The 26,141-nt window shown below is 69.3% G+C and carries 27 protein-coding genes and 7 pseudogenes; 19 read left to right on the top strand and 15 right to left on the bottom strand.

Translation table 11 applies throughout. The features are described 5' to 3' along the window. Window positions 1-15 precede the first annotated feature (15 nt). Window positions 16-161 (top strand): annotated as a pseudogene (locus ACZ7IF_RS31330) (IS5/IS1182 family transposase); the annotation flags it as partial. Between the two features lie 73 nt (window positions 162-234). Here ACZ7IF_RS31330 and ACZ7IF_RS31325 read toward each other — a convergent pair. Then, window positions 235-420: pseudogene (locus tag ACZ7IF_RS31325) on the bottom strand (hypothetical protein); the annotation flags it as partial. Window positions 421-575: 155 nt separating this feature from the next. Between ACZ7IF_RS31325 and ACZ7IF_RS31320 the strand changes: the two are divergent. Together ACZ7IF_RS31320 and ACZ7IF_RS31315 are read left to right on the top strand one after the other, a co-directional pair. Beyond that, window positions 576-1,682, top strand: coding sequence for a helix-turn-helix domain-containing protein (locus ACZ7IF_RS31320; protein ID WP_470978246.1), 1,107 nt, complete (start codon window positions 576-578; stop codon window positions 1,680-1,682). Next, window positions 1,622-1,984, top strand: coding sequence for an SH3 domain-containing protein (locus tag ACZ7IF_RS31315; protein ID WP_470978243.1), 363 nt, complete (start codon window positions 1,622-1,624; stop codon window positions 1,982-1,984). The genes ACZ7IF_RS31320 and ACZ7IF_RS31315 overlap by 61 nt, the downstream gene beginning before the upstream one ends. 192 nt (window positions 1,985-2,176) lie before the next feature. On the opposite strand, the gene ACZ7IF_RS31310 is transcribed toward ACZ7IF_RS31315, so the two are convergent. The 5 genes from ACZ7IF_RS31310 to ACZ7IF_RS31290 all read right to left on the bottom strand — a co-directional run bounded on the left by ACZ7IF_RS31310 (window position 2,177) and on the right by ACZ7IF_RS31290 (window position 5,342). Continuing rightward, window positions 2,177-2,323 carry a hypothetical protein gene (locus ACZ7IF_RS31310; RefSeq protein WP_470978240.1) on the bottom strand — a complete coding sequence of 49 codons (147 nt, stop codon included), beginning with the start codon at window positions 2,321-2,323 and terminating at the stop codon, window positions 2,177-2,179. Between the two features lie 92 nt (window positions 2,324-2,415). Beyond that, a complete protein-coding gene (locus ACZ7IF_RS31305) occupies window positions 2,416-2,898 on the bottom strand; it encodes a hypothetical protein (protein ID WP_470978238.1) in 483 nt (160 codons plus the stop codon). A gap of 83 nt (window positions 2,899-2,981) precedes the next feature. Further along, window positions 2,982-3,758, bottom strand: coding sequence for a hypothetical protein (locus ACZ7IF_RS31300; RefSeq protein ID WP_470978235.1), 777 nt, complete (start codon window positions 3,756-3,758; stop codon window positions 2,982-2,984). Window positions 3,759-3,894: 136 nt separating this feature from the next. After that, the gene (locus ACZ7IF_RS31295) at window positions 3,895-4,551 is read right to left on the bottom strand and encodes a hypothetical protein (RefSeq protein WP_470978232.1); all 657 of its coding nucleotides are present in this window, start codon (window positions 4,549-4,551) and stop codon (window positions 3,895-3,897) included. Between the two features lie 383 nt (window positions 4,552-4,934). Further along, window positions 4,935-5,342: a hypothetical protein gene (locus tag ACZ7IF_RS31290; protein WP_470978229.1), complete on the bottom strand. Its 408-nt coding sequence runs from the start codon at window positions 5,340-5,342 to the stop codon at window positions 4,935-4,937. 561 nt (window positions 5,343-5,903) lie between these two features. Here ACZ7IF_RS31290 and ACZ7IF_RS31285 point away from each other — a divergent pair. The 5 genes from ACZ7IF_RS31285 (at window position 5,904) to ACZ7IF_RS31265 (ending at window position 10,059) form a co-directional block, all read left to right on the top strand. Continuing rightward, window positions 5,904-6,056 carry a hypothetical protein gene (locus ACZ7IF_RS31285; protein ID WP_470978226.1) on the top strand — a complete coding sequence of 51 codons (153 nt, stop codon included), beginning with the start codon at window positions 5,904-5,906 and terminating at the stop codon, window positions 6,054-6,056. A 355-nt stretch (window positions 6,057-6,411) separates the two neighbouring features. Beyond that, a complete protein-coding gene (locus ACZ7IF_RS31280) occupies window positions 6,412-6,738 on the top strand; it encodes a GYD domain-containing protein (protein WP_470978223.1) in 327 nt (108 codons plus the stop codon). 153 nt (window positions 6,739-6,891) lie between these two features. Further along, complete coding sequence (locus tag ACZ7IF_RS31275) at window positions 6,892-8,010, top strand: ISAs1 family transposase (protein WP_470978221.1); 1,119 nt, start codon at window positions 6,892-6,894, stop codon at window positions 8,008-8,010. A 218-nt stretch (window positions 8,011-8,228) separates the two neighbouring features. Then, window positions 8,229-9,614 carry a CAP domain-containing protein gene (locus ACZ7IF_RS31270; RefSeq protein WP_470978218.1) on the top strand — a complete coding sequence of 462 codons (1,386 nt, stop codon included), beginning with the start codon at window positions 8,229-8,231 and terminating at the stop codon, window positions 9,612-9,614. A gap of 304 nt (window positions 9,615-9,918) precedes the next feature. Beyond that, a complete protein-coding gene (locus ACZ7IF_RS31265) occupies window positions 9,919-10,059 on the top strand; it encodes an SMI1/KNR4 family protein (protein ID WP_470978215.1) in 141 nt (46 codons plus the stop codon). A gap of 108 nt (window positions 10,060-10,167) precedes the next feature. On the opposite strand, the gene ACZ7IF_RS31260 is transcribed toward ACZ7IF_RS31265, so the two are convergent. Next, the gene (locus ACZ7IF_RS31260) at window positions 10,168-10,362 is read right to left on the bottom strand and encodes a hypothetical protein (protein ID WP_470978212.1); all 195 of its coding nucleotides are present in this window, start codon (window positions 10,360-10,362) and stop codon (window positions 10,168-10,170) included. A gap of 191 nt (window positions 10,363-10,553) precedes the next feature. Between ACZ7IF_RS31260 and ACZ7IF_RS31255 the strand changes: the two genes are divergently transcribed. Further along, entirely contained in the window at window positions 10,554-10,784 is a 231-nt protein-coding gene (locus ACZ7IF_RS31255) for a hypothetical protein (RefSeq protein ID WP_470978209.1), read from the top strand. A 23-nt stretch (window positions 10,785-10,807) separates the two neighbouring features. Here the strand turns inward: ACZ7IF_RS31255 and ku are convergent. From ku to ACZ7IF_RS31240, 3 genes and pseudogenes are all read right to left on the bottom strand, one after another. Beyond that, window positions 10,808-11,835: pseudogene (ku, locus tag ACZ7IF_RS31250) on the bottom strand (non-homologous end joining protein Ku). A 139-nt stretch (window positions 11,836-11,974) separates the two neighbouring features. Then, window positions 11,975-12,382: a hypothetical protein gene (locus tag ACZ7IF_RS31245; RefSeq protein WP_470978206.1), complete on the bottom strand. Its 408-nt coding sequence runs from the start codon at window positions 12,380-12,382 to the stop codon at window positions 11,975-11,977. A gap of 16 nt (window positions 12,383-12,398) precedes the next feature. Further along, window positions 12,399-13,309, bottom strand: a protein-coding gene (locus tag ACZ7IF_RS31240; protein ID WP_470978203.1) for an IS5 family transposase whose coding sequence is annotated in 2 segments (ribosomal slippage) — window positions 12,399-12,970 and window positions 12,970-13,309 — 912 coding nt in all. Because the reading frame shifts where the segments join, the coding sequence is not laid out codon by codon here. Between the two features lie 659 nt (window positions 13,310-13,968). On the opposite strand from ACZ7IF_RS31240, the gene ACZ7IF_RS31235 reads away from it, so the two are divergent. The 4 genes and pseudogenes from ACZ7IF_RS31235 to ACZ7IF_RS31220 all read left to right on the top strand — a co-directional run bounded on the left by ACZ7IF_RS31235 (window position 13,969) and on the right by ACZ7IF_RS31220 (window position 16,697). Further along, window positions 13,969-14,712 (top strand): 2OG-Fe(II) oxygenase, encoded by a 744-nt coding sequence (locus tag ACZ7IF_RS31235; RefSeq protein ID WP_470978325.1) that lies wholly within the window; start codon window positions 13,969-13,971, stop codon window positions 14,710-14,712. A 36-nt stretch (window positions 14,713-14,748) separates the two neighbouring features. Then, window positions 14,749-14,883 carry a hypothetical protein gene (locus ACZ7IF_RS31230; protein WP_470978200.1) on the top strand — a complete coding sequence of 45 codons (135 nt, stop codon included), beginning with the start codon at window positions 14,749-14,751 and terminating at the stop codon, window positions 14,881-14,883. Window positions 14,884-15,064: 181 nt separating this feature from the next. Continuing rightward, a pseudogene (locus tag ACZ7IF_RS31225) lies at window positions 15,065-16,398 on the top strand (NF041680 family putative transposase); the annotation flags it as partial. A gap of 32 nt (window positions 16,399-16,430) precedes the next feature. Beyond that, window positions 16,431-16,697: a hypothetical protein gene (locus ACZ7IF_RS31220; RefSeq protein WP_470978197.1), complete on the top strand. Its 267-nt coding sequence runs from the start codon at window positions 16,431-16,433 to the stop codon at window positions 16,695-16,697. A gap of 120 nt (window positions 16,698-16,817) precedes the next feature. On the opposite strand, the pseudogene ACZ7IF_RS31215 reads toward ACZ7IF_RS31220, so the two are convergent. After that, a pseudogene (locus ACZ7IF_RS31215) lies at window positions 16,818-17,000 on the bottom strand (transposase); the annotation flags it as partial. A gap of 320 nt (window positions 17,001-17,320) precedes the next feature. Next, window positions 17,321-17,917: a TetR/AcrR family transcriptional regulator gene (locus tag ACZ7IF_RS31210; RefSeq protein WP_470978194.1), complete on the bottom strand. Its 597-nt coding sequence runs from the start codon at window positions 17,915-17,917 to the stop codon at window positions 17,321-17,323. Window positions 17,918-18,088: 171 nt separating this feature from the next. Between ACZ7IF_RS31210 and ACZ7IF_RS31205 the strand changes: the two genes are divergently transcribed. Further along, entirely contained in the window at window positions 18,089-19,057 is a 969-nt protein-coding gene (locus ACZ7IF_RS31205; RefSeq protein WP_470978322.1) for an alpha/beta hydrolase family protein, read from the top strand. 207 nt (window positions 19,058-19,264) lie between these two features. Here the strand turns inward: ACZ7IF_RS31205 and ACZ7IF_RS31200 are convergent, their stop codons facing one another. Next, window positions 19,265-20,170, bottom strand: coding sequence for a LysR family transcriptional regulator (locus ACZ7IF_RS31200; protein WP_470978191.1), 906 nt, complete (start codon window positions 20,168-20,170; stop codon window positions 19,265-19,267). Window positions 20,171-20,308: 138 nt separating this feature from the next. Here ACZ7IF_RS31200 and ACZ7IF_RS31195 point away from each other — a divergent pair, with 138 nt between their 5' ends. The 5 genes and pseudogenes from ACZ7IF_RS31195 to ACZ7IF_RS31175 all read left to right on the top strand — a co-directional run bounded on the left by ACZ7IF_RS31195 (window position 20,309) and on the right by ACZ7IF_RS31175 (window position 23,620). Further along, the gene (locus tag ACZ7IF_RS31195; protein ID WP_470978188.1) at window positions 20,309-21,127 is read left to right on the top strand and encodes an inositol monophosphatase family protein; all 819 of its coding nucleotides are present in this window, start codon (window positions 20,309-20,311) and stop codon (window positions 21,125-21,127) included. 40 nt (window positions 21,128-21,167) lie between these two features. Beyond that, window positions 21,168-21,764: an NADPH-dependent F420 reductase gene (locus tag ACZ7IF_RS31190; RefSeq protein ID WP_470978186.1), complete on the top strand. Its 597-nt coding sequence runs from the start codon at window positions 21,168-21,170 to the stop codon at window positions 21,762-21,764. 433 nt (window positions 21,765-22,197) lie between these two features. Continuing rightward, window positions 22,198-22,368, top strand: a pseudogene (locus ACZ7IF_RS31185) (SRPBCC family protein); the annotation flags it as partial. Between the two features lie 195 nt (window positions 22,369-22,563). Next, a pseudogene (locus ACZ7IF_RS31180) lies at window positions 22,564-22,692 on the top strand (IS982 family transposase); the annotation flags it as partial. 742 nt (window positions 22,693-23,434) lie between these two features. Then, complete coding sequence (locus tag ACZ7IF_RS31175; RefSeq protein WP_470978183.1) at window positions 23,435-23,620, top strand: hypothetical protein; 186 nt, start codon at window positions 23,435-23,437, stop codon at window positions 23,618-23,620. A gap of 293 nt (window positions 23,621-23,913) precedes the next feature. On the opposite strand, the gene ACZ7IF_RS31170 is transcribed toward ACZ7IF_RS31175, so the two are convergent. Both ACZ7IF_RS31170 and ACZ7IF_RS31165 read right to left on the bottom strand, forming a co-directional pair. Next, window positions 23,914-24,978: a terpene synthase family protein gene (locus tag ACZ7IF_RS31170; RefSeq protein WP_470978180.1), complete on the bottom strand. Its 1,065-nt coding sequence runs from the start codon at window positions 24,976-24,978 to the stop codon at window positions 23,914-23,916. Between the two features lie 23 nt (window positions 24,979-25,001). Further along, a complete protein-coding gene (locus tag ACZ7IF_RS31165) occupies window positions 25,002-26,024 on the bottom strand; it encodes a polyprenyl synthetase family protein (RefSeq protein WP_470978177.1) in 1,023 nt (340 codons plus the stop codon). Between the last annotated feature and the right edge of the window lie 117 nt (window positions 26,025-26,141).

Genomic DNA, 26,141 nt, shown 5'->3' with positions numbered 1-26,141 from the left:
CCGCTCCCGGGCTGACCGGCCGCGGCGGCCGGGACGACGGTGATCGCGGACGGCGTCTGCCTCGGCACGGGCTGATCGCCGCACCGCAGGAGGAGGACGACGCCGAACACCGGCGGGTCCGTGCCCGTGTCGAGCACGCCTTCGCCCGGATGAAGAACTGGCCATCCAGGCCGTCGCCACCATGCACGACCTCACCCCCGCACGGTGAAACAGCAGGCCAAGCACCACTCAGGCCTACCCGAGCCCGACCTCCTGCAACACCCTCTGGCCGAGCAGTGCCTGGGTGATCTGCCGGGTGGTCTGGGCGGCGACGCGCGGGACGGTTGCGGCGTAGGCGGTGTGGGCGCTCAAGCCGGTGGCCGGCGCCCAGCTGCGGCCGCGGGTCCGGGCGGCGGCGTCCAGGGCGAGGGCCTGCCGGAAGACCGGGGGACCACGTCACCCGCCTGGGCTGGTGAGGGGGAACGCCGGCTCTGCGTCTGCCGACTGGCGCAATGTGCTCTACGGCGACTCCGTTCGGCCGGCCAAGACGTAATCTCCTCTTTCGTGCACCGCCATGCCGGGGAAATGTACCGTTCATGGAAATTTCACACGACAACGGTGAGTTATCCGGGCCTGACCGCAAAGCCGACGACCGGGCGCAGACACCCGCCACCTCCGCCACCGCCGATGCCCGCCCCGCGGCGGTGCGACTCGGTGCGGCGCGGCTCTCGCACCTCACCCACACCCCCCACTGCTCCGAACGCACGCCCGCCCCGACCAGGCACCCCGACACCGACCTCTACCAGCTCGCGGTGATCCTGACCGGCTGCGGGAGCATCGAACAGAACCGCGGCGGCCGCGCGCCCGCCCCCGGTGACCTGGTCCTCTTCGACGGCACCCGCCCCGTCGACGCCGCGGCCTCGCCGCACGGCCGCCCGCCCACCGGTCTGGTCCTGCGGTTCCCCAGGAGGCTGCTGCCACTGCCCGAGCGCGACGTACGGCGGGTACTGGCCGTTCCCGTCCCCGCGCGGGACGGCGTAGGCCGGCTCCTGGTCGGTCTGCTGATCGGCGTGTGCGAGGAGAGGCACGCTCTCAGCCCGGACGACGGCATCCGCCTCCAGCACGCCGTCCTCGGCTTGACGGCAGCCGTCCTCGCCGGCCACCTCGGCAGCCGGCGCCCCCTGCCGGACGACGCCCGCCAGAGTGTCCTCCACGCCCGGATCAGACACTTCATCCTCGGCCGGCTGACGGACCCGGAGCTGACCCCGGCCACGGTCGCCGCCGCCCACCAGATCTCCCTGCGCTCCTTGCACCGGCTGTTCCAGCCGTACGGCGAGCCGGTCGGTGCCTTCATACGGCGCCAGCGCCTCGAACACGCCCGCCGCGACCTGGCCGACCCTGCGCAGGCCACGAGCACCGTCCAAGCCATCGCCGCACGCTGGGGCTGCGTACGTCCCGCCGACTTCACCCGTGCCTTCCGGGGCGCCTACGGAATGCCGCCGGGCGAGTTCCGGGCATTGGCCCTGGCCGGCATGATCGGCACGGATTCCCAAGGGGCTGGCACCGGCTGCTATGGAGCCGGCCGGCCGTGGTTGGCAGAGTCGTGGCCGACCGTTCACATGACAGAGGGGGGAACCTCACCATGCGACCGTCCAAGCGCCATGCCCTGGCCTCCGCCGCGTTGTTGTTCGGCGCGGTGCTGATGCCCGTCGTCTCGGCGGGCCCGGCCGCCGCAGCGCCGTTCGCCTGCAACGAGAACCCGGCCGACAAGGACGACTCCACCTGGAGCAAGTCCGCCAAGGAGAACGTCAACGAGCGCTCCGGCCCCAGCACGGGCTGCGGGTCCAAGGGCGTCGCCACGCCGAACCACACACTGGACTACCACTGCTACAAGTCCGACGGCGGCGGCTACTCCTGGACTTACGTCCGCAACGACACCACCGGGGTGAAGGGCTGGATCCGCGACGACTACCTGCGGGGCGGCGGCAGCAGGGTGCACTGCTAGGCCCACCCCCGGACCGGCCACGGCCGGCCCGGCCGCAACCGGCCCGGGCCGGCCGTACCCCAGCGCCAGCCACCGTCCCTCACCCCCGGGGTACGGCCGCCACGTCCGGCGTACCCCGGACGGGCCATGGTCCGGGTCGGGGGAGCCCCGGCGGATCGGCAACTGCGTGCCGGCAGCTTCCGGATCACCCCGTCACACCCCTGCCGTGCCGAGGTCGCGGCAGGCGACCAGGGAGCGGGACCCCACAGCGGTTGCCACCACCCACGAGGCCTTCGCGCGCGGCACCTCGCCGGCGACCACCTCGCCGATGTCGCCGACGCTGCCGACCAAGGCATCCACCGCATCAACACCAACCCCCGACTGCCATGGTCATTCCTCGCCCATACCGGCCTGACCATCCACCCACCACACCCACCCGACTTACGAAAAGATCAGTAGTCGGGGAGGGTCACGAACACCAGGTACACGCTCACCCGGTCCCCCTGCTCGTCGACCAGCAGGTCGAAGGTGGGGTTCTTGTGCGTGGTGAAGGTCGTGTACATGGGGTACGAGCGCCCGGGCTCCACCTTCAGCCCGAGCTGGTCCATGACGTCCTTCGGGAACGGCGTCTTGGCCTGCGGTTCGATCTTTTCGTCGACGATGGTCTCGCCGTACGGCCAGAGCGTGGAGCGTGCGAGCACGACGCCGTGGTCCGTGAGGTATTCGTCCACACAGGACTTCGACGCGGTGAAGCTCAGTGTCATCTCCCCTCCGAACATCTTGGAACCGGAGTAGCGCAGCTTCTCCGTCTCGCAGTCCGGCAGCTGCAGCCCGACCATGTCCAGCACCTCCTGCCGGGAGGCGCCGCACCCGGCCAGCAGGACACCCGCCATGGCGACGGCCACCGCGGGACGGATCACCGTGCGCATGCGCATCGAGCCACCCTTTGTTCGTCGGTGAAGATCATGTGACGAGTTCCGCCTACTTGGTGATGCCGACCGGCTGCCCGGTCAGAGCACTAGCTGCTGGGCAGGCCGGCCGCGAGGTTCTTCTCCGCCAGGGCCTCGACGGCTGCCGAGCGGACGGTCTGCGAGGCGGCCGGCGGTTCCGCGGTGACCGGTTCGCCGTACGAGCCGAGCCAGAACTCGACCGGCGTGGGGGCGAACGTCGCTGCGTCCACGACGAGCTTGCGCGGGTAGGGCTTCTCGCCGACCTCGACGTACGCGGTCACCGCATTGCCGTCCTCGCCCCGGCGCACGGGGACGAGGCGCTCGCCGTCCTCGGTGGCCTCGGGCCCACGGGTGGCGCTCTGGCGGGGTTCTGCCAGTTGGTCCGTGACGCTGCGCAGGGCCGTCAGGTCGCACAAGTCGACCATGCTCTTGCGGATACGGCCGTCCTGGCCGAGCTCCAGCCACTTGCCGCGCAGCTCCTTGTCCAGCCGCTCACCGTCCGGGCTGGTCGCCGCCTTCTGGAGGTAGTCGTCACTCCAGCTCATCCAGGTGCGGCCGCCGCGTTCGACGGCAACGTGGAAGAACCCGCCCTGGGCGTCGACGCGGCAGTTCTTGTCACGGTCGACGGATATCTCCACTCCGCTCCCCATGGCGACCGCGGCCTTGGCCGTCACCCGCACCGACGGCGCGTCCCTGAACAGCTGGACGGACTTGGCCAGCAGCTCACCGTCGGTGCCCTGCTTGGTGTTGCCCGCGGTGCTCGCCGCGCCCTGGCAGGCCGTCAGTGCCAGTGCCAGACCCGTCGCCGTGCCCCATACGGCCAGACGTCTTGCCCTGCTCGTCACCCCAAGCTCCCTCTCCGTAAAAAAGATGATCACTGCAACTGTAAAGGTCGGGAACTTCGGGGGCTTCCCCGGCACCGGACACGGCTTCACCGTGGCCGACACCGGTGCCTTCAACTCCGGACGCCGTCCCCGGCGCTCAGGCTCCGTACCAGCCGAAGGCGCCTGCTTCCTCGGGCCAGTCGAAGGACTGGTGCAGTGCCACGAGCGCGGTGATCAGGCGGGGGTCCAGCTCCCCGGTCCGGACCCGGTAGTCCTCGGCCATGCCCCGGAAGACGAGCGCGGCCCGGCCCGAGCCGTCGCGCCAGGTCACGCGCCGGGGCGGGCGGAAGCCGCCATCGTCCTCGGCGAGGACGGCGATGACGATGCAGATCCACCTGAGCAGCATCCCCGTCGGCCACCACACAGCCCACCACGCCGGGCGGCCCGCGAAGCCGCGCAGGGCCGGCCCTGCCGCCGGCTCCAGCGTCCATCTGGTCCGGCCGATCCGCAACGCGGGGCGGCGCCTGTACGTTATCCGCCCCAACAACGCTCCGAAGTGGTCCAGGACGCGGTAGACGGTCGGCTGGCCACTCACGCGCGAACCGTACTGCTCGGTGCGCACGAACGCGGACGGGACCCCGCCATCCGCGAGGACGGTGAAGGAGCGCGCCTCCGCGTGCTGGTCGTGCTCAGGCCCGTAGGCGTCGCGGCTGAGCCAACCCGCCCCGCTCTCCTCGCCGTTCCCGCCCTTGCGTATGACGAGCGGGGCGGACCCCCTGTACTTGACCTCGTAGGTCACCGGTCCCCGGCTCATGGACTTTCCTTCCGAGCTGTGACGATCAAGCCGTCATGCTCTCATCCGGCCACCCGCGGCCAGGGGCCCGCTCCCTTTCCGCAGTCCCCAGTCCCGCTGCTCCAGCGTCAGCCCCCGGGACCGCCGTGGTTCTCCAGGACGTTCACAGCCCGAGCCCCTGGTTGGCATCGAAGCGCTCCGCGTCGACCGGCAGCTCGAAGAAGCCCTCTCCCAGAGCACTGACGCCCTTCACCTCGACGAGGTCTTCGGCCTGGACGAGAAGACCGCGATCCGGTACGCGAACTCCGCACGGGTGCTGCTGGACCAGGCCGCTGAACAGCCACCTCAGTGAATCCTGCTTGACCGGTCCACGCCTTCTTCGAGGGTGAGCACGCCGGGCAGAATCAGCATCCGGGGCCGAACGGCGGAGACGATGTCAGGGCGAGGGAAGCGATCCGCAGCTGGGCCGCCCACGTCTGCCGGACAAGCCCCAACGTGTACTCAATGCAGCATTCGCATTGCGGGATCAGCGCCACGAACGATTGCTCCGCCACGGTCTCGGCCTCCGTCTCCCACCAGCCGTCCGTCGCCAGGCCGGCGGGAGTGATTTCTCCATCGATGAGTCTCGCCGCCATCCGGCGCAGAGCGTGGCGCCGCGCCAAGCCCCGATCCGGCAACCCGATTCCCGACTCGGAAAGTGCTTGCTCGAACGCGTCGCGAATATCGCGGGCATCCGCGTGGCGAGGCAAACCGGCCAGTTCGCACAGCGTCGGGGTGTCCAGCCCGGCTGCGAGTGCCTCAGCCGCGATCATCGGCAGGTCCTCCGGCCGTATCTCATCCGCCTGATAACGTCATGCCACCTCCCCCAGAGACGTGAGGCCACTCTGCAGAGGCGTTTCCGGCTCCGGTGTCGTTGCTTCGGCTCTCATGACTCCAACGGTGTCAGACCCGTTCCCAGACGAGGCACCCAGGGGCGACCCGCTCGGCACCCACCCGCGTGTTCGCCTGAACCCGAAGGCCGAACCCACGTGATCGCCTACGGCGAAGGTGGGGAGATCGTCTCGAATCGGCGCGCCGAGCAGGAGATGTTCGTCCCGTGCCTGCGCATCCTGTAATCCGCCCTGGTGTACGTGAACACCTTGATGCTGCAGGACGTCCTGGGCGAAACGGAGTGGCGCCGGCTTCCTCAGTCCCGCTGCGGCGTTGCGGGCGCGTTCGGCGAGTGCCTCGGGCGGAGCTGCGGAGCGTCCGGCGGCGGGGCCGGGTCCCAACGGTCGGTCCAGGCCTGGAGGGCCTGGACGTGGGGCTGGTTGGTCCAGTAGCCCCCGGACCACTGGGATCCCAAGAGCCTCCGTGAACGGGGACCGCAGGTCATGCAGAACCTTCGCATGGACTTCCTCATGCTGCTCCCGGGAAACCGGCGCGTGGTCCTGGAGGTCGACGGCATGCAGTACTGCACCCGCAATGAAGGAACCGGATCCGACAGCACGAAGTACGCCGCACCATGGCCGGCGACCACACGCTGAAGCTCGGGCTCCATCAGCGTGACGCTTGGCTTCTCGCTGCTGCCCCACCCGGCGGAGAAGGACCACCCCGTCCATGGGTCGCCGTGCCCAGGGCTGATGCGTTCTCAGGTTGTGAGATGAAGTAGCTCGCACGCGTGGGCAGGGTGTTTCCGGTGGTGGTCACGCGGACCGAACCGTACGCGGACGTATCAGCCACCGTGTACGAAGCAGGGCCAGAGCGCCCGGGTAGGTCGCTCACCCGTTGGCTGTGGCCGTGCCGGTCATCGTCCCCAGCCGTTCGGGGGATACGCGGGCCGCATCCGGCGCGTTTCCCGCCCCGCCGGGGCATCCCTTGGTGGAACGAAAGGGAGACACGATGCCGCTCTATCTATCGAGGTTCAGCTACACACCGGAGACTTGGGCGAGGCTGATCGTCCACCCCGAGGACCGCGCAAAGGCCGCTCAGGCGTACATCGAGTCCGTCGGCGGGAAGCTCCACGGCTTCTGGTACGCCTTCGGCACGCACGACGGCTACAACCTGTGGGAGGCCCCCGACAACGTGTCCATGGCCGCGGTTGCGCTGGCGATTAGTGGAGGCGGCGCGCTTAGCTCGTTCGAGACGACAGTTCTCCTGACCGTCGATGAAACCATGGATGCCCTGCGCCAAGCCGAACGAGTCCAGTACCGGGCGCCGGGCGCGTAGCGGTCCAGGGCCGATGCGTTCTCGGGTGACGAGATGAGTGGTTCGCCCAGGTGTGGTCATTCGCGGGTGATCCGCCGGACCGGAAACGACGAACGCGACTCCTGATGATCAAGGTTGTCGAAGCCAAAGATCATGAACAGGGGTCGCGTTCGAATGCCCTCCTCCCTGACCGAACTGCGCACTCTGGCCGAGGTCCTGGACCGGGTTCCGGACCCGCGCCGTGTCCGGGGTCGCCGCTACCGCATCGGCGTCCTGCTCACGCTGTGCCTGGTCGCCGTGCTCAGCGGCGCAACCTCGCTGGCCTGCATCGCGCGCTTCGCCACCAACAGCGGCCCGGACCTGCGCCGACGTCTCGGGCTCGCGGCCTGCACGCCGGCCGCCACGACCCTGGGCCGACTGCTGGCCCGCCTGGACGGCGACGCCCTCGACGACGCTGTGGGAGCCTGGCTCGCCCGACTTGCCACCGACCCCGTCGAGGAACCCGCACCCGCACCGACCGGGCTGGCCGTGGACGGCAAGACCGTGCGCGGGAGCCGCACCGACGGCACGGCCGTACACCTGCTCGCCGCCGCCCTGCACGACAGCCAGACGGTCATCGCCCAGCGACGGGCCGAGGCCAAGAGCAACGAGATCCCCGCGTTCGCCCCGCTTCTGGAGCCGCTCGATCTGCGCGGCGTCGTGATCACCGCCGACGCCATGCACACCCAGCGCGACCACGCCGAATACGTCCTCGCCAAGGGCGGCCACTACATCCTGATCGTGAAAGGCAATCAGAAGAAACTGCGCAAGCAGTTGAAGACGCTGCCGTGGCGCGAGATACCGCTCCAGGACCGCACGAGGGACACCGGCCACGGCCGCCGCGAGATCCGCCGCCTGAAGGTCTGCACCGTCCGCCCCGGCCTGCTCTTCCCTTATGCCGTGCAGGCCATCGAGGTCAAGCGCCGCCGAACCAACCGCCGAACGGGCAGGACCGGCACGAAGACGATCCACGCGGTCACCAGCCTCGGCCCCGAGCAGGCCGGCCCCACCCAGCTCGCCGTGTTGATCCGCGGACACTGGTCCGTCAAGGCCCTGCACCACGTCAGAGACATGACATTCGCCGAGGATGCCTCCCGCATCCGCACCGGCACCGCACCCCGCGCCATGGCAACCCTGCGCAACATCGCCATCGGCCTCATGCGCCAAGCTGGCTGGGCGAACCTCGCTGCAGCCACCGACCATTACCGGTCACGCCCAGCCCACGCGTGCGAGCTACTCCATCTCACAACCTGAGAACGCATCAGCCCTGTCGCCGTGCCGGGACTGGTGGAAATTCCCGGGGAGGGCCCGCGGCTTCGGCTCCCAGCCCTACCCCAATGTCGTCGCGACCGCGTCGCCCGTGGGCAGCGCTCCTGGGCACGGGCTGCTGAGCCCTGTGGCGGTGGGTGTCGAGGCGGGAACGCTGATCGCAGCCACAGTCGTCGTATTCACCCGAGTGGAGTAATCGGCCGATGGCCTGGCGGGTGGATCTGCGCCGAATGGGCGACGATGATCTCATCGTCCGGCGTACGGAGACCTCCCCGCCGACTTCATCCGCGTGCGGTCGATCCGGGCGTGCGGAACACGGCACCCCGGCATTTCGCCCGCATGGGAACCCTTACCTGCATTCGGGGTGTTCCATGAAACCAAAACCTTCCGCAACCGCGGCTGCGCTCGTGTGCGGTCTTGCCATAATGGGCCCGGTATCAGCAGGCTCCCCCCACGCACACGCCGCTTCGGCCCCTGCCTCCGAGGGGAAATCTCCCACCTGTCCCTCGTCCAACGCCCCGCCCGGAACGGGCTCACGGATATCCGCCGCCGACGCTGCCGAGATCGTCCGTATTCACAACGACGCGCGCCGGGCAGCCGTTCAGAAGTACAGCCCCGGCTCCTCCGTGGTTTCTGTCGCATGGAACCCCAAGCTTGCCTGCGACGCGCAGGCCTGGGCCGATGACCCTGCCTCCAGCCAGGGCGGCGGACTGCACCACAGCAGCCGTGACACCAATGGCAACGAGGGTGAGAACCTTTTCAACGCCTTCCCTGGCCCGGCACGGCCGCTGATGGCACTGGACCCCTCCGTGAGCTTCAGCTGGACGGCGGAGAAGTCCAAATTCGACGCCGATAACAATGCCCCGATCAACAGCAGTGCATCCGCGGGCACCAATTACCGTGCGTGGGGTCATTACTCCCAGATGATATGGATGTCTCCCGCGTCAGCGACCACGGCAGTCGGTTGCGGCGTGAAAGAGGGCGTACCCGTGGCCGGCAGTACGGGCTGGATTTTGGTGTGCCGGTACGCCGCGGCAGGCAATATCAACGGGCAGCGGGCCGTCGCCCCGGCTGCGGCACCAGCCGCGGGCTGTGACCCGGCCGCTGTCAACCGGGCGCCGACCGCCGGCACGGCAGCCCAGGCGAGGGCTGCCGTGATCTGCCTGATCAACGCGCAGCGCACGCAGCGCGGGCTGCCCGTCCTCACCGTCAACCAGCCGCTGACCAACGCGGCCCAGCAGCATGCCGCCGCATCCGTGCAACTGAAGTGGTGGGGGCCGGGCAAGGACTCCCACCGCAACCCCCAGACCGGCTCGACACCGCAGAGCCGCATCCAGGCGGCCGCATACTGCACGAACCCCCGGTCGTGGGAGTTCAGCGAGATCACGTACACCGGCTGGGGCGGATCGGGAACCCCGCAGGCCGCCGTCAATTGGTGGATGAACAGCCCCGGCCACCGCGCCATCATCCTCAAGCCGTCCCTGCGCGACATCGGCGCGGCGGCCCTGCCCGGAGCGGCGGACCCGGCCGGCGCATCGTCGTCCAACACCGGCACCTACGTCGTGGACTTCGGACGCTGCCAGCAGTGATTTCCCGCGGAAGCTTGGCAACCGGTCGCGCGGACGTGGGTTTCGTGGACGGACTCGTTGCTGGGATCGGCCGCGTGGACGGCCGGGGCCGCCTGCTAACGCTGTGGGTGGACATGCTCAGGACTTCATCAGCGGGAATGCCGCTCCAGCGGCGTCGGCGTAGCGTATCCAGCTCGGGCAGGGCTGTTGAAGCTCCCATGGATCGTCAATCCCTTGGGCGGGGTCCGTAGGATGCGCTCGTGGCTGGGTTCGACGAGGTCAAGGCGACGTTCTGGGGCGAGGGCCGGTATGGGTTCAGCTGCCGTTGACCGACGCGGTCGTTCAGGATGCCGAGCGTCAGCTCGGTGTCCGTCTGCCGGCTTCGCTGCTGGAGATCCTGTGGGTCCAGAACGGCGGTGTGGTGTCGGAGCTGTGGAACGCGTTCCCGACCGACGACGCGAGATGATGGGCATCGGCCGTCACGACGGCCAGTTGTCCGTGCTGGACACGGCGTACTTGGCCGAGGAGTGGGGGCTGCCTTCGCCCCTGGTGCGGCCGCGTCGCTCGATCTCGATCACACGGACGGCAACCCGTCGACGTCATGATCTGCCCTGCCCGGGTCTGTCGTGTTCAGGCTGCTGGGTCTCGTGAAGTTCCTGTAGACCTCGCGGACGACGAACCTCTTGAAGTACCGCATGATGTCCTTGGTGGACATGCTCTCGGCGGTGCGTCTGGCCACATATTCCCGTGTCCGCAGGTCGTACGGCATGCGGACCAGGACGAGGATATGAAGAGCGCTGTCAGCGTGTCGGCCCCGCCGCGGTTGGTGCGGCCGAAGGAGGCCGGAATCGGGGCTGCGGCGCACAGATGCTCACTGTCAGACCTCCCCCGTAGCGTCGAAGCGGAGCGTCCGGACCCGGGACCGCTGAGGACGTGAGGAGCAGGCCATGAGCGAGATCAGTGTCGACAGGCACCGGCTGCTGGCTGACAGCGCGAGCACGTACGGAGCCCCCTACCAGCGAGCCTCCGCCGAACGAAGCACGCCGTGGCAGGCCCGCCGCCGAGATCCTGCCGCTGCTGCGCCGGGCCGCCGACGACGCGTTGCTCGGTTTCACGGACTCGGACCTGCGCGAGCAGGCGCAGGCCATCAGCTCGGGCACACCGTACGTCTTGCGCGTCACGGTGGCCTGACCGCGCCAGCGCCCGCCGGTGTGTCAGGCCCTGCGCCGGCCTCGGCCGGTATGGGCGAGGGCGTCGGCGAGTTGGTCGTGGTTCATGGACGAGCGTCCCGGGATGCCGGCCGCGGCCGCCTTCTCGTACAGCTCAGCCTTCGTCAGCGCCATCAGCTCCCGGCCCTTGGCCGCCGATCCGGAGCGCGCCCGCTTCTTCGCGGCCGGTGTCTTCTTCCCGCCCGCCGCCCGGGCGCCGGGGGAGGCGGCCTTGTCGCCGGTGTCCTTGGGGCTCCTGGCCCGTTCGACACTGGCGCGCAGGGCCTCCATGAGGTCGACGGCGCCGGTCGGCTGCGCCGCCGGTTCGGCCTTCTCCACTGTCTCCCCGGCCGCCTTCGCCTTCACCAGGGCCTCGACCTTCTCGCGGAAGGAGTCGTGGAACGCCTCCGGCTCCCACTCCATGGCCAGGGCGTCGATCAGCTGCATGGCCATCTTCACCTCCGCCGCCGTCGCCTGGACCTTCCCCGGCAGGTCGGGCACCTCGGCATGCGGATCGCGCAGCTCGTCGGCCCAGTGCAGCGTGTGGAGGGTCAGGAGGCCCTCTGCCTCCTCCGCCTTCAGGGCGACCAGATACTCCCGCCCGCGCATCACGAAGGTGGCGATGCTGCCTTGTTCGACTCGGCCAGGGCACGTTCCAGCAGGGCATAGACCTTCCCGTACTGGGCTCCCCGGGGCCCGAGGAAGTACGTCTTGTCGAAGAAGACGGGGTCGACGGTGTCCAGGTCGACGAAGCCGGCGACGTCGATTGACCGGGAGCGGCCGGGAGCGATCTCGTCGAGCTCCTGCGGCTCGACGATCACGTACTCGGATCCGGTGTCGTAGACCTTCACGATGTCCGCGAGGTCCACCTCGTCGCCGGTGCGCTCGTTCACGCGCCGGTTCCGGATCCGGTCCGCGGTCCCGCGCTGGAGCTGGTGGAAGCGGATCGTGTGGCTGTCGGTGGCCGTGTAGAGGCCGACGGGCAGGCTGACGAGCCCGAACCCCAAGACCCCCGTCCACACCGGTCTGGCCATCGCCCGCACCACCCTCCACCGCGGGTCCCCCTGGGCGTCTTCCCACCCTGCGCCCCATCACCCGCACCGGCAACGCCAGCCCGCCCGCGGAGCCGCCGGCCACCTTGCGACGTGGCCGGGAAGCTCTCGACGGGCGTTGTCAGGGCCCTTCCACCTTGCCGCGCTCCCGTGTCCGGGAGCGCCCGGTGTGCTCGCCCTGGGGCCCGTCCTCGACCAGCACTGGCGGAGAGGCAGTATTCCGAACCGCGTCCTGACTCACGTAGGCCGTGACGGCCGGTGCAGAATGCGTGCCCCCGCGGCGGTGGACTTCGACCTTCCACGTCTGCGAGAAGACCGCGTACTGCCGACGGCAGTCGCCGACCTTCGCCGGGCCGAGTACCTCAGCCGCCTCGACCACTTCGCTGACGGCCATCCCGAACCGGAGCGGTCCTACCCCGACGGCCGCCGCATACGACCACTCGCCCCGTTCGGCGACTCCGAAATCGCCTTCGGTCTCCAACGCCATATCCACCCCTCCAGAGACACCCGAGAACGTCCCGCTGTCCATCACCGGCGACCTGCTCCTAGAGCCTGTCTGACGAATGATCACGGATTGGTTCGCGGAGCCAGAGGGTCAGCGAGGCCAGGATGACTCCGGCGCGGTAGCGGTTGGCGAGCTTGTCGAACCTGGTCGCGATCGCGCGGAACTGCTTGAGGCGTGCGAAGCATCGTTCGACCACGTTGCGGTCGCGGTAGACCTCCTTGTCGAAGGCGGCCGGCCGGCCGCCAAGGCGCCCTCGGCGCCGGCGGTTGGCCGCTTGGTCGCGGCGCTCGGGGATCGTGACGGCGATACCCCGACGCCGCAGCAGGTGCCGGATCGCCCGGCTGGAGTAGGCCTTGTCGCCCAGTACCCGCACCGGTGTCGTGCGCGGGCGACCCGTGGCGATGCGCGGGATGCGGATCCCGTCGAGGACCTGGGCGAACGCGGTGGCGTCGTTGACATTGCCGGGCGTGAGCACGATGGTCAACGGCAGACCCCGGCCCTCGACAGCGTGGTGGACCTTGGTGGTCAGCCCGCCTCGGGACCGGCCGAAGGCCTGGCGCGTCCGCGAGCGGCCCGGATCTTCCAGTTCGTCCCCGTCAGCGGCCCCCTTTTACGTACGCCGGCGGCGTGCTGGCGGGCACGCTTGATCGTGGAGTCGACGGCGACGGTCCACTCCACCTGGCCCATCGCGTCGTCGCGGACCTGCACATGCTCCAACAGCCTTGCCCACGTGCCATCCGCCTCCCAGCGGGCGAACCGCTCGTAGACCGTCTGCCACGGCCCATACCGCTCGGGCAGATCACGCCACGGAGCCCCGGTCCGCAACCGCCACAGCACACCGTTGACCACCTGCCGGTGATCACGCCACGGCCGACCACGCCCATCCACCTGCGGCAACAAGGGCTCTATCCGCTTCCACGCCGTGTCCGTCTGCCCACCTCGACCTGCCACAAGATCAATTATCAGACAAGTCTTAGTCGACCCAGGTCAGGACACCGCACTCGACTGACTTCATTGGCAACGGACAGCGACGCCGGGCGGCCTGGCCCCGCGTCAGAGAGGTGTTCCCACACCGCACGTGCGGTCACCCGGTACGGAGCGGCCCAGCGCTGCTTGGGATTACCGCGCATCGGTAGTCCCCCGAGCCGGTCCCCGCCCCGCCTCCCGCCGCCTTCCGCCGCGTTGGGGACGTCCTGCTTGCTTTGGCGGTTCACTCCAGTCTAATATCGTCATCATGACGATAATTGCTCAGCGGCCCCCGCTCCCTGCGGGCATTGACTCCAGGGGCCTCGATCCGCCGCCGCGCGCACGGCCGTGACGTCGAGCACGAGCCCGGAGCCAATGCCGGCGCGCGCACCAGCCGCCCGGCGGCCGCCTGCCGCCGGACCCCCGGCAGAGAGAGAATCACACAAAGAGAGTTGGCCGGAATTCGCCCACCTCGAATTCGAGGAAATGGCAGCACGCTTCGAGTACCTCCACAGATTCAACGCGCACAAGTACGTGGCCGGCAGTCCCGCCATTCACCTCACTGTGCCGCCCGCGGCCGTTCTGGGCGCTTGGGCCCACGGCCGCAGTGACATCGACAATGACCTCAGGACGGATAAGTGAGCATGTTCGGAATGCCGGTAAATCCCTTCGACCTCTCCGAAGAAACGCTGAGCCGAATATCCGCCGATGGCTCATGGTCCCCGACCGAGTCGGAGATCCCCCACGTCGATGCCAGGGTGATTCGCCATTTCCTCACTCCGGCCGAAGTGGAGGTATTCGCGGCCGAACTCGCTGCCCAGCGCTTTGTGCCGGTGGGTCTAGACGGCATTGCCGCCAACTATGCAGAGGGAGATCCGGTCGGCTCTCTTCGTGCCACGGCTGACTCCGAAGTCTTGGCGGCGGAGTTCTACCGCAGGCTGCGGGCGTTTCTGTCGTTTGAAGTAGGACCGGACGATCCGACGGATACAGACGGAAGGGCCTGGAAGCCGGCGTCCGTCAATCCCCGTATGCGCTTCATCACGTACGAACACGGCGGATTTCTTGTCCCGCACTACGATTCGCCCTATTTCGCCCCCGACGGAACGCGAACTCACCTGACGGTCGTCGTCTACCTGTCGTATGAGGCAGTGGGCGGAGAAACGCGGTTCATCACCGACAGGCAGAACGACCTTCCCTTTGCGCAACGCGACTTCTCGGACTGGCCCCGGCTCGCAGAGCCTGAGGAAATATTGAGCGCCCACCGCCCCGAACCGGGCGATGCGCTCCTCTTCTGGCATCGGACGCTTCACGACTCGGCCCCGCTTCTTGAGGGTACGAAAACAATTCTCAGAACCGACGTGCTCTACGAGCCCATAGATGTGCCTTGAGCAACAGCAAGCCGACCGTCGCACAGGAGGGCCCACGTGGTCCCCGCCTTCGAAGAGGCGCAAGCCGCCGGGAGGGTCTTCGTCGGCATCAGCCGGACCGCCCGCGGCTGGTTCGTCGACACCAGGCCCGAGACCGACCCCGACTTCAGGCCGAACCGCGCCGTGGCGTGACCACGCTGACGGGCATGCCCGACGAATACCGGGCCCGCCTGTACGCGCTGGCATTCCAGAACGCCCGCGCCGGCGACCTCGACCGGCTGCTACGCCTGTGGACCTGCTGGCGCTGACACATGACCGCCGCGACCTCGCTCCGGCACGCAACCCCTGGTCCTGTGCCGCTACGCCCGAAAAGGACGGTCCGGTCCGCACCTTCGTGGACCTGGCGCTCGCTCCTGAGCACCGGCGCGGGCACGGGGCCTTGTACTCCGGGATCAACCACGGTCGGATCGACGTCGCCCGGCTGCGGCGGGCACTGACTGGTGTCCCGTTTCCCCGAGCCGGTGACGGTCGGCTGGTGCTGGCGGTAGACGTCTCCCCTTGGTTGCGTCCGGACGCCGACACCTCCTCAGACCGCTCCTTCTGCCATACCTTCGGCCGGGGTTTGGGCAAGCATCAGATGGTGCCCGGCCGGCCGTACTCGATCGTCACCGCGCTGGAGAGGGGCCGGACTTCGTGGACCGCGCTGCTGGATGCGATCCGGCTGGAGCCCGGCGCCGACTTGGCCGCGGTCACCGCCAACCAAGTCCGTGATGTCGTCCAACGCATTGTGGACGTCGGCCAGTGGCGGGACGGGGACCCGGAGATCTTGGTCGTGCTGGGCGCGGGCTACGACGCGCCCCGCATCGCCCACCTCCTGGCCGGCCTGCCCGTGGAGGTTCTGGGTAGGCTCCGCTCGGACCGGGTGATGCGCAAGCCCGTTCCGGTGCCGTGGATCTGCCCGCCACAGGGTGGACGGCCGCCCAAGCACGGAGGCGAGTTCGTCTTCGGTGACCCGGCCACGTGGGGCGAGGTCACCGCGGTGACCGTCACCAACACGTCCCGGTACGGGGTGGCGACCGCGCAGGCCTGGGACCGGCTCCACCCCTGGCTGACCCGTAGGACAGCCTGGGGTGATCACGAAGGCCCCCTGCCGGTCATCGAGGGCACCGTGATCCGCCTGTCGGTCGAGAAGCTGCCGAGCGGCGGGGTGAACAAGCCCGTCTGGCTGTGGTGGTCCGGCAGCGGTGCCACCACCCAGGACATCGACCGGTGTTGGCGTCGTTCCTGCGGCGCTTCGACGTGGAGCACACGTTCCGGCTGCTCAAGCAGACCCTTGGCTGGACCCGGCCCAAGCTTCGGGACTTGCAGGCCGCCGACCGCTGGACATGGCTCGTCCTGGCCGCGCATGCTCAGCTCCGCCTCGCCCGCTCCCTCACGCGTGATCTCCGCCGCCCGTGGGAGAGGCCGGCGGAACCGAACAGACTCACCCCTGCCCGGGTGCGCCGCGGGTTCAGGAACCTGCGCGCGAAGACCGGCACGCCAGCCGGTGCACCGAAACCCACCCGCCCCGGCTCCGGCAGGCCGCCCGGCTCAAAGGATCGGCGGCCCGCTACCCGTTACGACGTCGGACGCGTCCTCGCCACCGGTGAGGCGTATGCCCGGCCCGCCCACCACGGCGTCGGCACCAAACCCCGCAGAGCAGACTGACGAGCGGCATCGAGGATCAGCACACTGAGCGCATGCGATACGAGGAGAAGGCGAAGCTCACCGCCGCGAGAGCCCTGGTCCCGGCAGCCATCCTCCTCACCTCACCAGTGCTGCTGATAGCAGGAGCACCCATCCGCCGCCGATACCTCCGCTACGTCTACCGGGATGAGGCCCCAGCGATCCTGGACAAGGAGCAGGGCCGAATCAGCGTCCACTGGTTCGTGGTCATGAGCCCACTTCTTCGATGGCTCTGCCGGCCCACAGAGGCGCTCGCCCGACTCATCTCGTGCCGAGGCTAAACGGCAAGCTGAAAGAGCGCTTTGTCCTGGGAAAGGTGTTTGGAATGATCACCTCTGGTCGCACTGTGCAGGCCGTCAAGGTGATGCGTGGGCACATCGGCCCGACGCGGCTGGCTCTCTGGGAATGCCGGTGTGGTCGATGTAGAGGACCGCGTCCATGATCCGCCGCAGATCGTGCTCGGGTGGCCGGCCTATGTCCAGGCCCTTCCCTCTCCGCTCGGCCCTCCAGGCCGACAGGATGGGCTCCATCAACTCCCACCGGGCATTGGACAGGTCACTTGGGTACGGTCGCTCTCGGCGCATGTTTCGGTAGTACCGAGACCAGACCCTCGACCACAGGGCGCAAACGGGTGTGAGTGGGGGGCCTTGGGATCAGACAGGAGCGAAGGGACCGAAACGGACCCTCGACCGTCGTCACCCGCCACAGATGCCGCGAAGGCGACCACCAGCCTCAGCCTTCACAGGCAGGGCACCCACCCAAGAGCCCACACAAGCACCCCAGCCAGGATGAAACGCTCTTTGAAGCCGCGGGGGCGCTGGCCGCGGGAGCGTCGGGATGCCTCGTGACCGGTGCCGAGGACCGGGCGGCGTGCCTCCGAGGAGGCCGTCGAGTGCTGCCCGAATCAGGGTGACTGCGGTTGCCGCAGTCCCTGGATGAGTAGTTCGATCAATCGGCGGGGGTCGTAGCGGGGGTCGCTGTCGTGTCCGATGCAGAGGTTGCCGATGCCGCGCATCAGCTCGTAGGCGCGCGTGCCGGCCCGGATCTCGCCGGCGTCGACCGCGGCATCGAGAAGTTGTGTGCAGACGGGCACCAGGCGGTCGAGGAAGTAGGCGTGGAGTGCGTCGAAGCCGCTGCCGTCCGATTGCAGTGCGCCCGCGAGTCCGTGCTTGGTGACCAGAAAGTCGACGAAGAGCTCCACCCACTGGGTGAGTGCTTCGATCGGCGAGCCGGCATCGGCCAGTAGGTCCGGGCCGGCCTCGGCGCACGCCTCCACCTGGTGGCGGTAGACGGCGACGACGAGATCCGCCCGGGTGGGGAAGTGGCGGTAGATCGTCCCCATCCCGACGCCCGCGCGGGCCGCGATCTGGCGGATCGGTGCCTCTACTCCCGAGGTCACGAACACCTCGGCGGCGGCATCGAGCAGCGTCTGCTGATTGCGCACTGCGTCAGCCCGCTTGCTGCGGGCTGACGCTCCTCTGGGCTCGCTGGCAGTGGGCACCGCGCTCTCCTTCCGACGGCGTTGACGAAACGGAACATTGCTCCGTATTCTGAAAACGGAACCGCGCTCCGTTTATAGGATAGCTGAAGCCGCGGTCCACTCCTGCCCCGCCTCGCGCGCTGCCCGGCCCTACGAGCCCGGCCGCCGAGGCCCTCGAAGGGAATGCGCATGATGACCGCATCGACGCACACGGCCGGCACCCTCGGCTCGCCCGCTTCCGTCATCTCCGTCAGTCCGGTCGTGCTGCCGGCTCCCGGCCGAGCCGTAGACCTCCAGGTGCGCATCTCCGCCCCGGTGTCCGGAAACGAGCTGCCCGTCATCCTCCTCTCCCACGGTCTTGGCTTCTCGAACAACCTCTCCTCCATGAACGGCTACGCCCCCCTCGTCGACTTCTGGGCGGCGCACGGCTTCGTCGTGATCCAGCCCACCCACCTGGACTCGCGGACGCTGAGCCTGGACCCCGACACCCCCGGGGCGCGCCCCCACTGGCGCACCCGGGCCGAGGACATGACCCGCATCCTCGACCAGCTCGACGCCATCGAGGCCGCCGTCCCCCAGCTCGCCGGACGTCTGGAGCGGAGCAAAGTCGCCGTGGCCGGGCACTCGATGGGCGGGCACACCGCGAGCCTGCTCCTGGGCGCCCGACTCACCGATCCCCACGACGGAGGGGAAGTGAACCTGACCGAGCCCCGGATCAAGGCGGGCGTGCTGCTGGCCGCGCCAGGCCGAGGCGGCGACGCCCTCACCGAGTTCACGGTCGAGAACTACCCCTTCTTCCTGACCACGGACTTCTCCCCGATGGCGACGCCCGCCCTCGTGGTCGCCGGCGACCAGGACGACTCCGCCTTCCTGACCGTCCAGGGCCCGGAGTGGCACACCGATCCCTACACCCTCGCCCCGGCCCCCAAGGCCCTGCTCACTCTCTTCGACGCGGAGCACGGGCTCGGCGGGGTCTCCGGCTACGACGTCGCCGAGACCACGGACGAGAACCCCGAACGAGTCGCCGCCGTCGCGCGGCTCACCCTGGCCTACCTCCGCACTGCGCTCCACCCCGGTGACTCCTCCTGGCAGGCAGCGCGCGACGCGCTGACGGCCGGCCCTCATCCGATTGGACGGGTCGAATCCAAAGAGACAACCTGACCAGGTCGCCGGGCCGTAGCCGACCGCAGCGGGCGGGCCGGCGCCCCCCGGCTGATCGACGACGTCTTCACGTCAGCGACGAGGACACTCTCGCGGTGGCGGTGGCGCCTGCATCCCGGGTCCGGTTCGTCGAATACTGCACCCTGCGAATGACGCTCCCCGCCCACTAAGCCGCTGGTGCGTGGTGAGGCTGCCGTCCCCCGCCGCCTACGGTGTTCCGCTCAGAGCCAGAGCGTTTCGCGCCAGGCCACGCAGCCAGGCGTGGGCGGTGTCGGTGTCATAGCGCTGATGCCATGACAGGTACACCGGCGCCGACGGCAGTTCGAGCGGTAGGGGGAGCACGACCAGGCCGAGGTCGGTGACCGCGGAACGAGCGGCGGCTTCGGGGGCGCTGATCACCAGATCGGAGTTGCGAGCGAACGCCCACGCGGCCGCTTCCGTGGGAGCGGTCGCCACCACGCGGCGGCTGAGGCTGAGCCGCGCGAGGGCGTCGTCGAGGGCGTTGACGAGGTTTCCACGTCGCGAGATGGTGACGTGCTCAGCCGCGGCGTACCGCTTTGCGGTGAGAGTCCTGCCGCGGGTGAGGGGATGCCCCCGCCTCACGACGACGACGAGGCGGGTCTCGCCCACACTCTCGGCACGGATGTCCGGTGCGCTCGGTCGGTTGGCGTTCGCCTCCAAGTCGACCCCGCCGCGCCGCAACTCGGCTGTGTCGATGCTCGATTCCGCTACGAAGCGCAACCGTACGCCCGGCGCCTGTGCGCGCACGGACGCGAGTAGTGCGGGTCCGCTCAGGGCGGCCAGGGAATCGTGCCAGCGAAGCGTGAAAGTGCGCTCCAACGTTGCCAGATCGAGTTCACGGCTCGGTGCCAGTACCCCCTGGACCTGGTGCAGTAGCTCGTGCACCTGTGCCCGGACGGCGATCGCATACGGCGTCGGGGTCATCGTGCGGCCGGTGCGCACCAGGATCTGATCCCCGGTCGTGCGCCGGATCCGGCCCAGGCTCCGACTCATCGCGGGGGCGGTGACATGGAGGCGCGCGGCCGCCCCGGCCACGCTCCCCTCCTCCAGCAGCGCGTCGAGCGCGGTGAGCAGATTCAAATCCAATTGCATCTGAGTAATCCTAGCCGTGCTTTACATGCATTTGAAGTTAACGATGGGGCTCCATACCGTTGAGACGAAAGCGCACGACGGAACGCGCGGCTCGGCCCGACCGGCTTCACCATCCCCTCCTCAGGCAGGAGCACCACCATGTCCGAAACGCTTCAGACCAAGGCCATCTCCGCCTCGGACGCCGACCTGCTCGCCCAGACCGTGACCGCCGTGCGTACGGCCGGTTCTGCGCTGCGCGAGCGCTTCGGCGCCGTGGTCCGCTACCAGACCCGCGACGAGCTGATGCACGCGCTCGCCGCCAACGACAACACGGCCCTCGACATCCTGCGCCCCCGCCTCACACAGCTGCGCCCGGGCGCCGGCTGGGTGGAGGGCGAGCTCGACGGCGGCGCGCTGCCGCCCGGCGAATGGTGGGTCGTGGATCCGGCCGAAGGCAACGTCAACCACCTTCACGCCCTGCCGGAATGGGCGGTGACCGCCACTCTCGTGCGCGAAAACCAACCGGTACTCACCGTGGTGCACCTGCCGTTGACCGGCGAGACCTATACCGCGCTCACCGGAGCGGGAGCCCACCTCGACGGCCGGCCCCTGCACGTCTCCCACACCGCGAACCTCGACCTGAGCATCGTCGCCACCAGCCAGGCCCGGCCGGACGAAGACGAGGAAATCGTGCGGCGCGTCGGCTCCTCGATCACCGCGATGCTCCTTGACGCACTCGTCGTCCGTACCGCCGTTCCCGCGACCCTGCACCTGGTGAACGTGGCCGCCGGCAGGACCGACGCCTTCTGGCAGTTCGCCGGGGCACGCGCGGATCTGCTCCCCGGGGCGCTGCTCGTGCTGGAGGCCGGCGGACGGATTTCTGACATCGAGGGCCACCCCTGGAACCCGCAGAGCGAGAGCTTCCTGGCTGCCGCACCCGGCGTCCACGCCGAAGCCGTCGCGACGCTCTCCCACTGACCCCTTACGAGAAGCAGAAGACCAAAAGGAACGAATCGCTATGAACAAGATCGCAGTACTCGGAAACGGCCGCGTCGGCAGCAACCTGGCCACCGCCCTCACCCGGGCAGGGCACCAGGTCACCGTGGCGGACCGCGCGCAGGGCGCCGCCGCCGACGCCGCCCGCGCTGCCCAGATCGTCATCAACGCCACACCTGGCGCCGGCTCACTGGAACGCCTCACCGCCCTGCGCGAGGAACTGCGAGACAAGATCCTCGTCGACGTCTCAAACGCCACCACCGACGGCCCGGACGGACTGCCCGCCGACCTCCTCTACCCCGGCTCCAGCCTCGCCGAACAGCTTCAGGGAGCGCTCCCCGAAACCCGCGTCGTCAAGACACTCAACACCATGCTCTTCCCGGTGATGACCGCGCCGGCCACGCTCACCCGGCCGCCGACCGCGTTCCTCTCCGGCGAGGACCCGCAGGCCAAGCAGACCGTCCACGAACTGCTCACCGACCTCGGCTGGCGTAGGGAGTGGATCACCGACCTCGGCGGAATCCAGACCGCCCGCGCCGCAGAGGCCGCGATCCTGTTCGTGCCCCCTGTGATCCGCTCCAGCGGCCTCGCGCCCTTCGCGCTCTCCATCGCCCGCTGACCACACACCGCCGGGGGCGGCCTCCGTCCCTCACGGAGACGACAACACAGCCGGGGCCGGTCATGGAGCACCGGACGGCGCCATCCCCGGCCCCGGGGATAGCCGACAGGGCTCTGGCTGATCGACACGAGTTTCTCCCCGGGGCATGCGCGGGCGGGCCAGTCGGCGGCACGGAGGCGGAGTTCACGTCGGCGCCGTAGAGCCGGCGCAGTGCCGCGACACTCTCCTGTCGGTGTCCCTCGGAGCTGGCCTACTGCGTCGGCGGCGAGGTGTGCAAGTGGGCGGGGACCGATTGCGGCGACACGCCCGCCGGCTGCTCCAGAGGGTGGCGTGTGCGGGCCGGGCAGGCGGCGGTGGGGGAGGCATCGCGAGTCTTCTCCGCAGCCTGCCCGGCCCGGGCAGGCGGGCACCCACCCACCACGGAGGTCCGGTCATGTCGCAGGTCAGGGAATCCATCGAGGTCAACGTCCCGATCACCACCGCCTACAACCAGTGGACGCAGTTCGAGTCGTTCCCGCAGTTCGTGAACGGTGTCGAGCACATCGAGCAGCGCACGGAAACGCTCACGCACTGGGTGACGAAAATCGGCGGGGTGCAGCGCGAGCAGGGGCCCCACACGCCCGTGCGGTGTTCGGTCCCGTCGGGGAGGTGTTCAACATGCGCTCGCCCCGGTGTGGCGCTGCCTTCGCGCCGGATGTACTGCTCAAGGGCCTGGATGCCGGTCTGGAAGGCTTCCGCGGAATGAGTCCGATGTCTGTGCTGGTCGCGGCCATGGCGAAGGGCGCCCGTTGGTCGGTGTGTGAAGACAAACCTGGACGCCCTTCTGGCGGCACTGTACGTGTTCATCGACGACCACGTGGCGCCTTGTCGCCGGATCGGGCGACCCCCGAAACTCACGGACGCCGAACTGCTGTGCCTGGCCGTGGCCCCGCAGGACATCACCCACCACCTCCACGCGGCCGCACCCGTCGACGAGATCACCTTCCACCGTTTCCCCTGCGGAATCCGCCGTCGCTACGACAAGCTGCACGGCTTCCCCGCCGGCCTGCTGGTGATCGGCGACGCACTGTGCTCCGTCAACCCCGTCTACGGCAGCGGAACCGCCCTGGCCGTCGGCCAGGCCAACGCCCTGGATACCTGCCTGAACCCTCCGGACAGCTCACTGGCACGCCGCTACTTCCGTGCCGCGCACCGCGTCACCAACCTGCCCTGGTGGCTGGCCGCCTGTGGGCACTACAGCCTCACCCGCCAGGGGAAACGCTCCCAACTCCTCGGATACGGCTTCCAACGCCTCATGGCCGCCGCCGAACGAGACCCCCAAACAGCCTCGCCTGTCCTGAAATCGCTCCTGCTCGTCGAATCCCCCCTCAGCCTCACCGGACCGCACATCCTGCGCCAGATCCTCACCCCCGCGCGCGCCAGACGGATCTACCCTGCGTGACAGTCAGGCGGGCGTGCCAGCGGCCTCGAACGTCCAACCCCGACCTCTCGCAGAACCCGTTCTCACTGAGTCAGTGCGTTCCACCGGCGGGGGAGGTCCGGGTGCCCAACAGGATGGTGGCCGGCTGTCATCAGCGCGCACATTCGCTGTGCGCTGACCGGTTGTGCTTCCCTTCCCCCAGGTGGGTGGCGGTGGTGACGTATCGCGTCGTGCGGCTGTTGTGCCGAGCATGAAACCCATTCTGCGCACCCTCGCTGCCGTTGCTCTCGCGGGCGCCGCCCTGTCGCTGGCTGGACCTGCCCATGCAGAGGACACCTACGGCGTCGAGGAGCTGTCCGTCACGGGCTCCGCTGAGCCGCGTGTTGTTTCCTTTCTCCCGGGCGTCGTGGACGAGACCTGGATCGTCGCCTTCTGAGCGGACCGCGACCGCACCTGCACAATCCGCAGGGGCCGCCATCACGGCGGCCCCTGGGCCGGTTCTCGAGCGGTGGTCGGCTGAGCCAGACCCGGCCCGCTCCAAGCATGAGGAGACCCCCGGCAGGCAGCGCCGGGGTCTCTTCGTGATGAGGCCTGTCCTCCATTCGGGTCACGTCCGGCTGCCGCTCGGCGACAGGGCAGGCCGGCGGCTGGGCCGCGTGCCTGTTTGACCGCACGGATCGCTGCGGGGTCCCCTAGCCCGTCCGGTTGGGCGTGCAGTTCCGTTCCGTTTCATTTGGTGAAGCGGTTCCAGCGTGCGATGTCCGTCGGAAGGGTCAGTGGGTGGTGCCGGCCGGTGTCGGTGTCGGACAGTCGGGGTTCGTTGGCCGGGGAGGTGTTGCTGGTGTAGCGGGGGGAGGTGGCGGTCCACATGGTGACGCCGGCGATGAGGTGGCCGAGGGCTTCGAGGTAGGTGCGCAGTTGGGGGCTGGCGCCCGGGTGGAGGGTGTCGCGGAGTTTGAGGAAGATGTCCAGGGTGCGGTTGCGTAGGGCGTTGGCCGTGTCGACGGCTTCTTGGAGGGTGAGGTGGGGGTCTTCGTTTTGCAGGACGCGGATGAGGCTGCAGTCGTATTCGCCGCGTTCGGTCTCTTTGTGGCGGGAGAGGAGTTCGTTGTCGAGCAGGGCGATGGTCACGGCGGTCTGGGTGGCGGCGATTGCGGCGGGTGCGTCGATCTCGTGGGCGGGGATGTCGACGCCGGTGGCGATTTCGACCATGGCGGCCACCGCGGCGCCGGCGCCGGAGGCGTAGCGGAAGGCGATGTACTCGTCGAGGGACGGCAGGGTGGTGGTCCGCTGGAGGGAGGCTTCGTGGACCAGGCCCAGTGCGTAGCTGCGGAATCCGTCGATGGCGCGGCGCAGGACTGAGGGTTGGGCGATGGTGTGCAGGTCCTGGGCGATGTCGGCCCAGGCGCGGACCCAGAGGTCGTCGTCGGGTGTGAGGGCGTCTGGTGTCTCCATGACCTGGACGAGGCGGGTGACGCGGCGGATGGTCTGGTGGAGGCTGTCCTCGGAGGTGCCGGCGCGGTCGCCTTCGTCGTCCAGGGCGAAGCCCCAGGCCATGTAGCGGGCCAGGGTACGGGCGCTGAGCCCGGTGGCGGAGGGGATGGTGGCGGCGGTGCCGTAGGTGCCGACGGTGCCCAGCAGGGCGGCGTGTTCGGCGTCGGAGCACACCCCGGTCTGCTGAAGCCAGTGGCCGATCTCCTCGGCCATGGCCTGGGTGTCGGCGTTGGCGAGGGGGGTGATCGGGGCCCAGAAGATCGGCAGCTCGAATGCGGCGGCGGTTGCGGGGGCGGTCATGGGGTGCTCCTGGGGTGCGGGTTTCAGTGGGTCCGGTCGGCGGCGAGGCGGGCCAGAGTGGTGAGGTCGGCTTCGGCCACCTGCCCGGGGTCGGCTGCGCGCAGGTTTTCCAGCGCCTGAGCGAGGTGGTGGCGGCTCTGGCCGACGGCCCAGTCGCGTCCGCCGGCGGCCTCGACGAGGTGGGCGGCCCGTTCGAGTTCGTCAGGGCTCAGGGGGCGGGAAGTGGCGTACAGGGCGGCGAGTTCGCGGGCGGGTTCGTTGTCCGCGGACAGTGCGGCCGCTACCGGCAGGCTCTTCTTGCGCGCCTGCAGGTCGGCCAGACGTGGCTTGCCCGTCACCGCCGGGTCGCCCCAGATGCCGAGGATGTCGTCCGCGAGCTGGAAGCACTGGCCCAGGTGCGCGCCGAAGTCACGCAGATGGGCGGTGCGCCGGGCGTCGGCTCCGCCCGCCAGGGCTCCCAGGGCGCAGGAGACGGCGATCAGTGAGCCGGTCTTCGCCGCGGCCATCGCGGCGGTCTCGCTCGGGCTGACCGGATCGGGGCGCTGTTCGAGGGTGGTGTCGGCGTATTCGCCGTCGATCAGCTCCTGTACGGCCGCCGTCAGCCACTGCAGGCCGCTGCCGCACAGTGGTGCGGGCGCCTGTGCAAGGGTCTGCACGGCGAGGAAGAACAACGCGTCGCCGGCCAGAATGGCCGCCGATGTGCCGAACAGGGCCTGGATGGTGGGACGGTGGCGCCGCAGGTGGTCGTTGTCGATGACGTCGTCGTGCAGCAGGGAGGCGTTGTGGACCAGTTCGGCCGCGACCGCAGCGGGCAGGGCCTGGGTGGCCTGGCCGCCGACAGCCTGGCACGCCAGGAGGGCCAGTGCCGGGCGCAGGCCCTTGCCCGGCACGGTGGCGGGGCGCCCCTGGGCGTCGGTCCAGCCGAGGTGGTAGTCCGTCAGGCGGCGTATCGGTGGCGTCAGGTGCCGGGTGGCCTGGCGCAGGGCCGGGTCGACGGTACGCGCGGCATCGGCCAGGATCTGACCTGCGGATTTGGCCCGGGGCACTGTTAATGGTTGTGATGCCATGCTGGGTCCTCGTCTGTGCGGTCGTGGTGGATGGTGATGGCGCGCCTGCGGGGCGGAGTGGCTGGTGCGGTGCGTGGCGGGCTGCGTCCAGGCGTG

This window comes from Streptomyces sp. NPDC037421, from assembly GCF_055602105.1.
This window is presented reverse-complemented; position numbering and strand designations above follow the sequence as displayed.

Bases quoted from the DNA above. Each gene is read 5' to 3' on its own strand.
- ACZ7IF_RS31290 (WP_470978229.1), bottom strand. From the start codon at position 5,342: ATGATCGCGGCTGAGGCACTCGCAGCCGGGCTGGACACCCCGACGCTG.
- ACZ7IF_RS31280 (WP_470978223.1), top strand. From the start codon at position 6,412: ATGCCGCTCTATCTATCGAGGTTCAGCTACACACCGGAGACTTGGGCG.
- ACZ7IF_RS31195 (WP_470978188.1), top strand. From the start codon at position 20,309: ATGTCCGAAACGCTTCAGACCAAGGCCATCTCCGCCTCGGACGCCGAC.
- ACZ7IF_RS31315 (WP_470978243.1), top strand. From the start codon at position 1,622: ATGCGACCGTCCAAGCGCCATGCCCTGGCCTCCGCCGCGTTGTTGTTC.
- ACZ7IF_RS31190 (WP_470978186.1), top strand. From the start codon at position 21,168: ATGAACAAGATCGCAGTACTCGGAAACGGCCGCGTCGGCAGCAACCTG.
- ACZ7IF_RS31200 (WP_470978191.1), bottom strand. From the start codon at position 20,170: ATGCAATTGGATTTGAATCTGCTCACCGCGCTCGACGCGCTGCTGGAG.
- ACZ7IF_RS31235 (WP_470978325.1), top strand. From the start codon at position 13,969: ATGTTCGGAATGCCGGTAAATCCCTTCGACCTCTCCGAAGAAACGCTG.
- ACZ7IF_RS31205 (WP_470978322.1), top strand. From the start codon at position 18,089: ATGACCGCATCGACGCACACGGCCGGCACCCTCGGCTCGCCCGCTTCC.
- ACZ7IF_RS31170 (WP_470978180.1), bottom strand. From the start codon at position 24,978: ATGACCGCCCCCGCAACCGCCGCCGCATTCGAGCTGCCGATCTTCTGG.
- ACZ7IF_RS31295 (WP_470978232.1), bottom strand. From the start codon at position 4,551: ATGAGCCGGGGACCGGTGACCTACGAGGTCAAGTACAGGGGGTCCGCC.
- ACZ7IF_RS31245 (WP_470978206.1), bottom strand. From the start codon at position 12,382: ATGGACAGCGGGACGTTCTCGGGTGTCTCTGGAGGGGTGGATATGGCG.
- ACZ7IF_RS31260 (WP_470978212.1), bottom strand. From the start codon at position 10,362: ATGCCGTACGACCTGCGGACACGGGAATATGTGGCCAGACGCACCGCC.
- ACZ7IF_RS31285 (WP_470978226.1), top strand. From the start codon at position 5,904: ATGCAGAACCTTCGCATGGACTTCCTCATGCTGCTCCCGGGAAACCGG.
- ACZ7IF_RS31270 (WP_470978218.1), top strand. From the start codon at position 8,229: ATGGCCTGGCGGGTGGATCTGCGCCGAATGGGCGACGATGATCTCATC.
- ACZ7IF_RS31305 (WP_470978238.1), bottom strand. From the start codon at position 2,898: ATGCGCATGCGCACGGTGATCCGTCCCGCGGTGGCCGTCGCCATGGCG.
- ACZ7IF_RS31220 (WP_470978197.1), top strand. From the start codon at position 16,431: ATGCGATACGAGGAGAAGGCGAAGCTCACCGCCGCGAGAGCCCTGGTC.
- ACZ7IF_RS31175 (WP_470978183.1), top strand. From the start codon at position 23,435: ATGAAACCCATTCTGCGCACCCTCGCTGCCGTTGCTCTCGCGGGCGCC.
- ACZ7IF_RS31275 (WP_470978221.1), top strand. From the start codon at position 6,892: ATGCCCTCCTCCCTGACCGAACTGCGCACTCTGGCCGAGGTCCTGGAC.
- ACZ7IF_RS31320 (WP_470978246.1), top strand. From the start codon at position 576: ATGGAAATTTCACACGACAACGGTGAGTTATCCGGGCCTGACCGCAAA.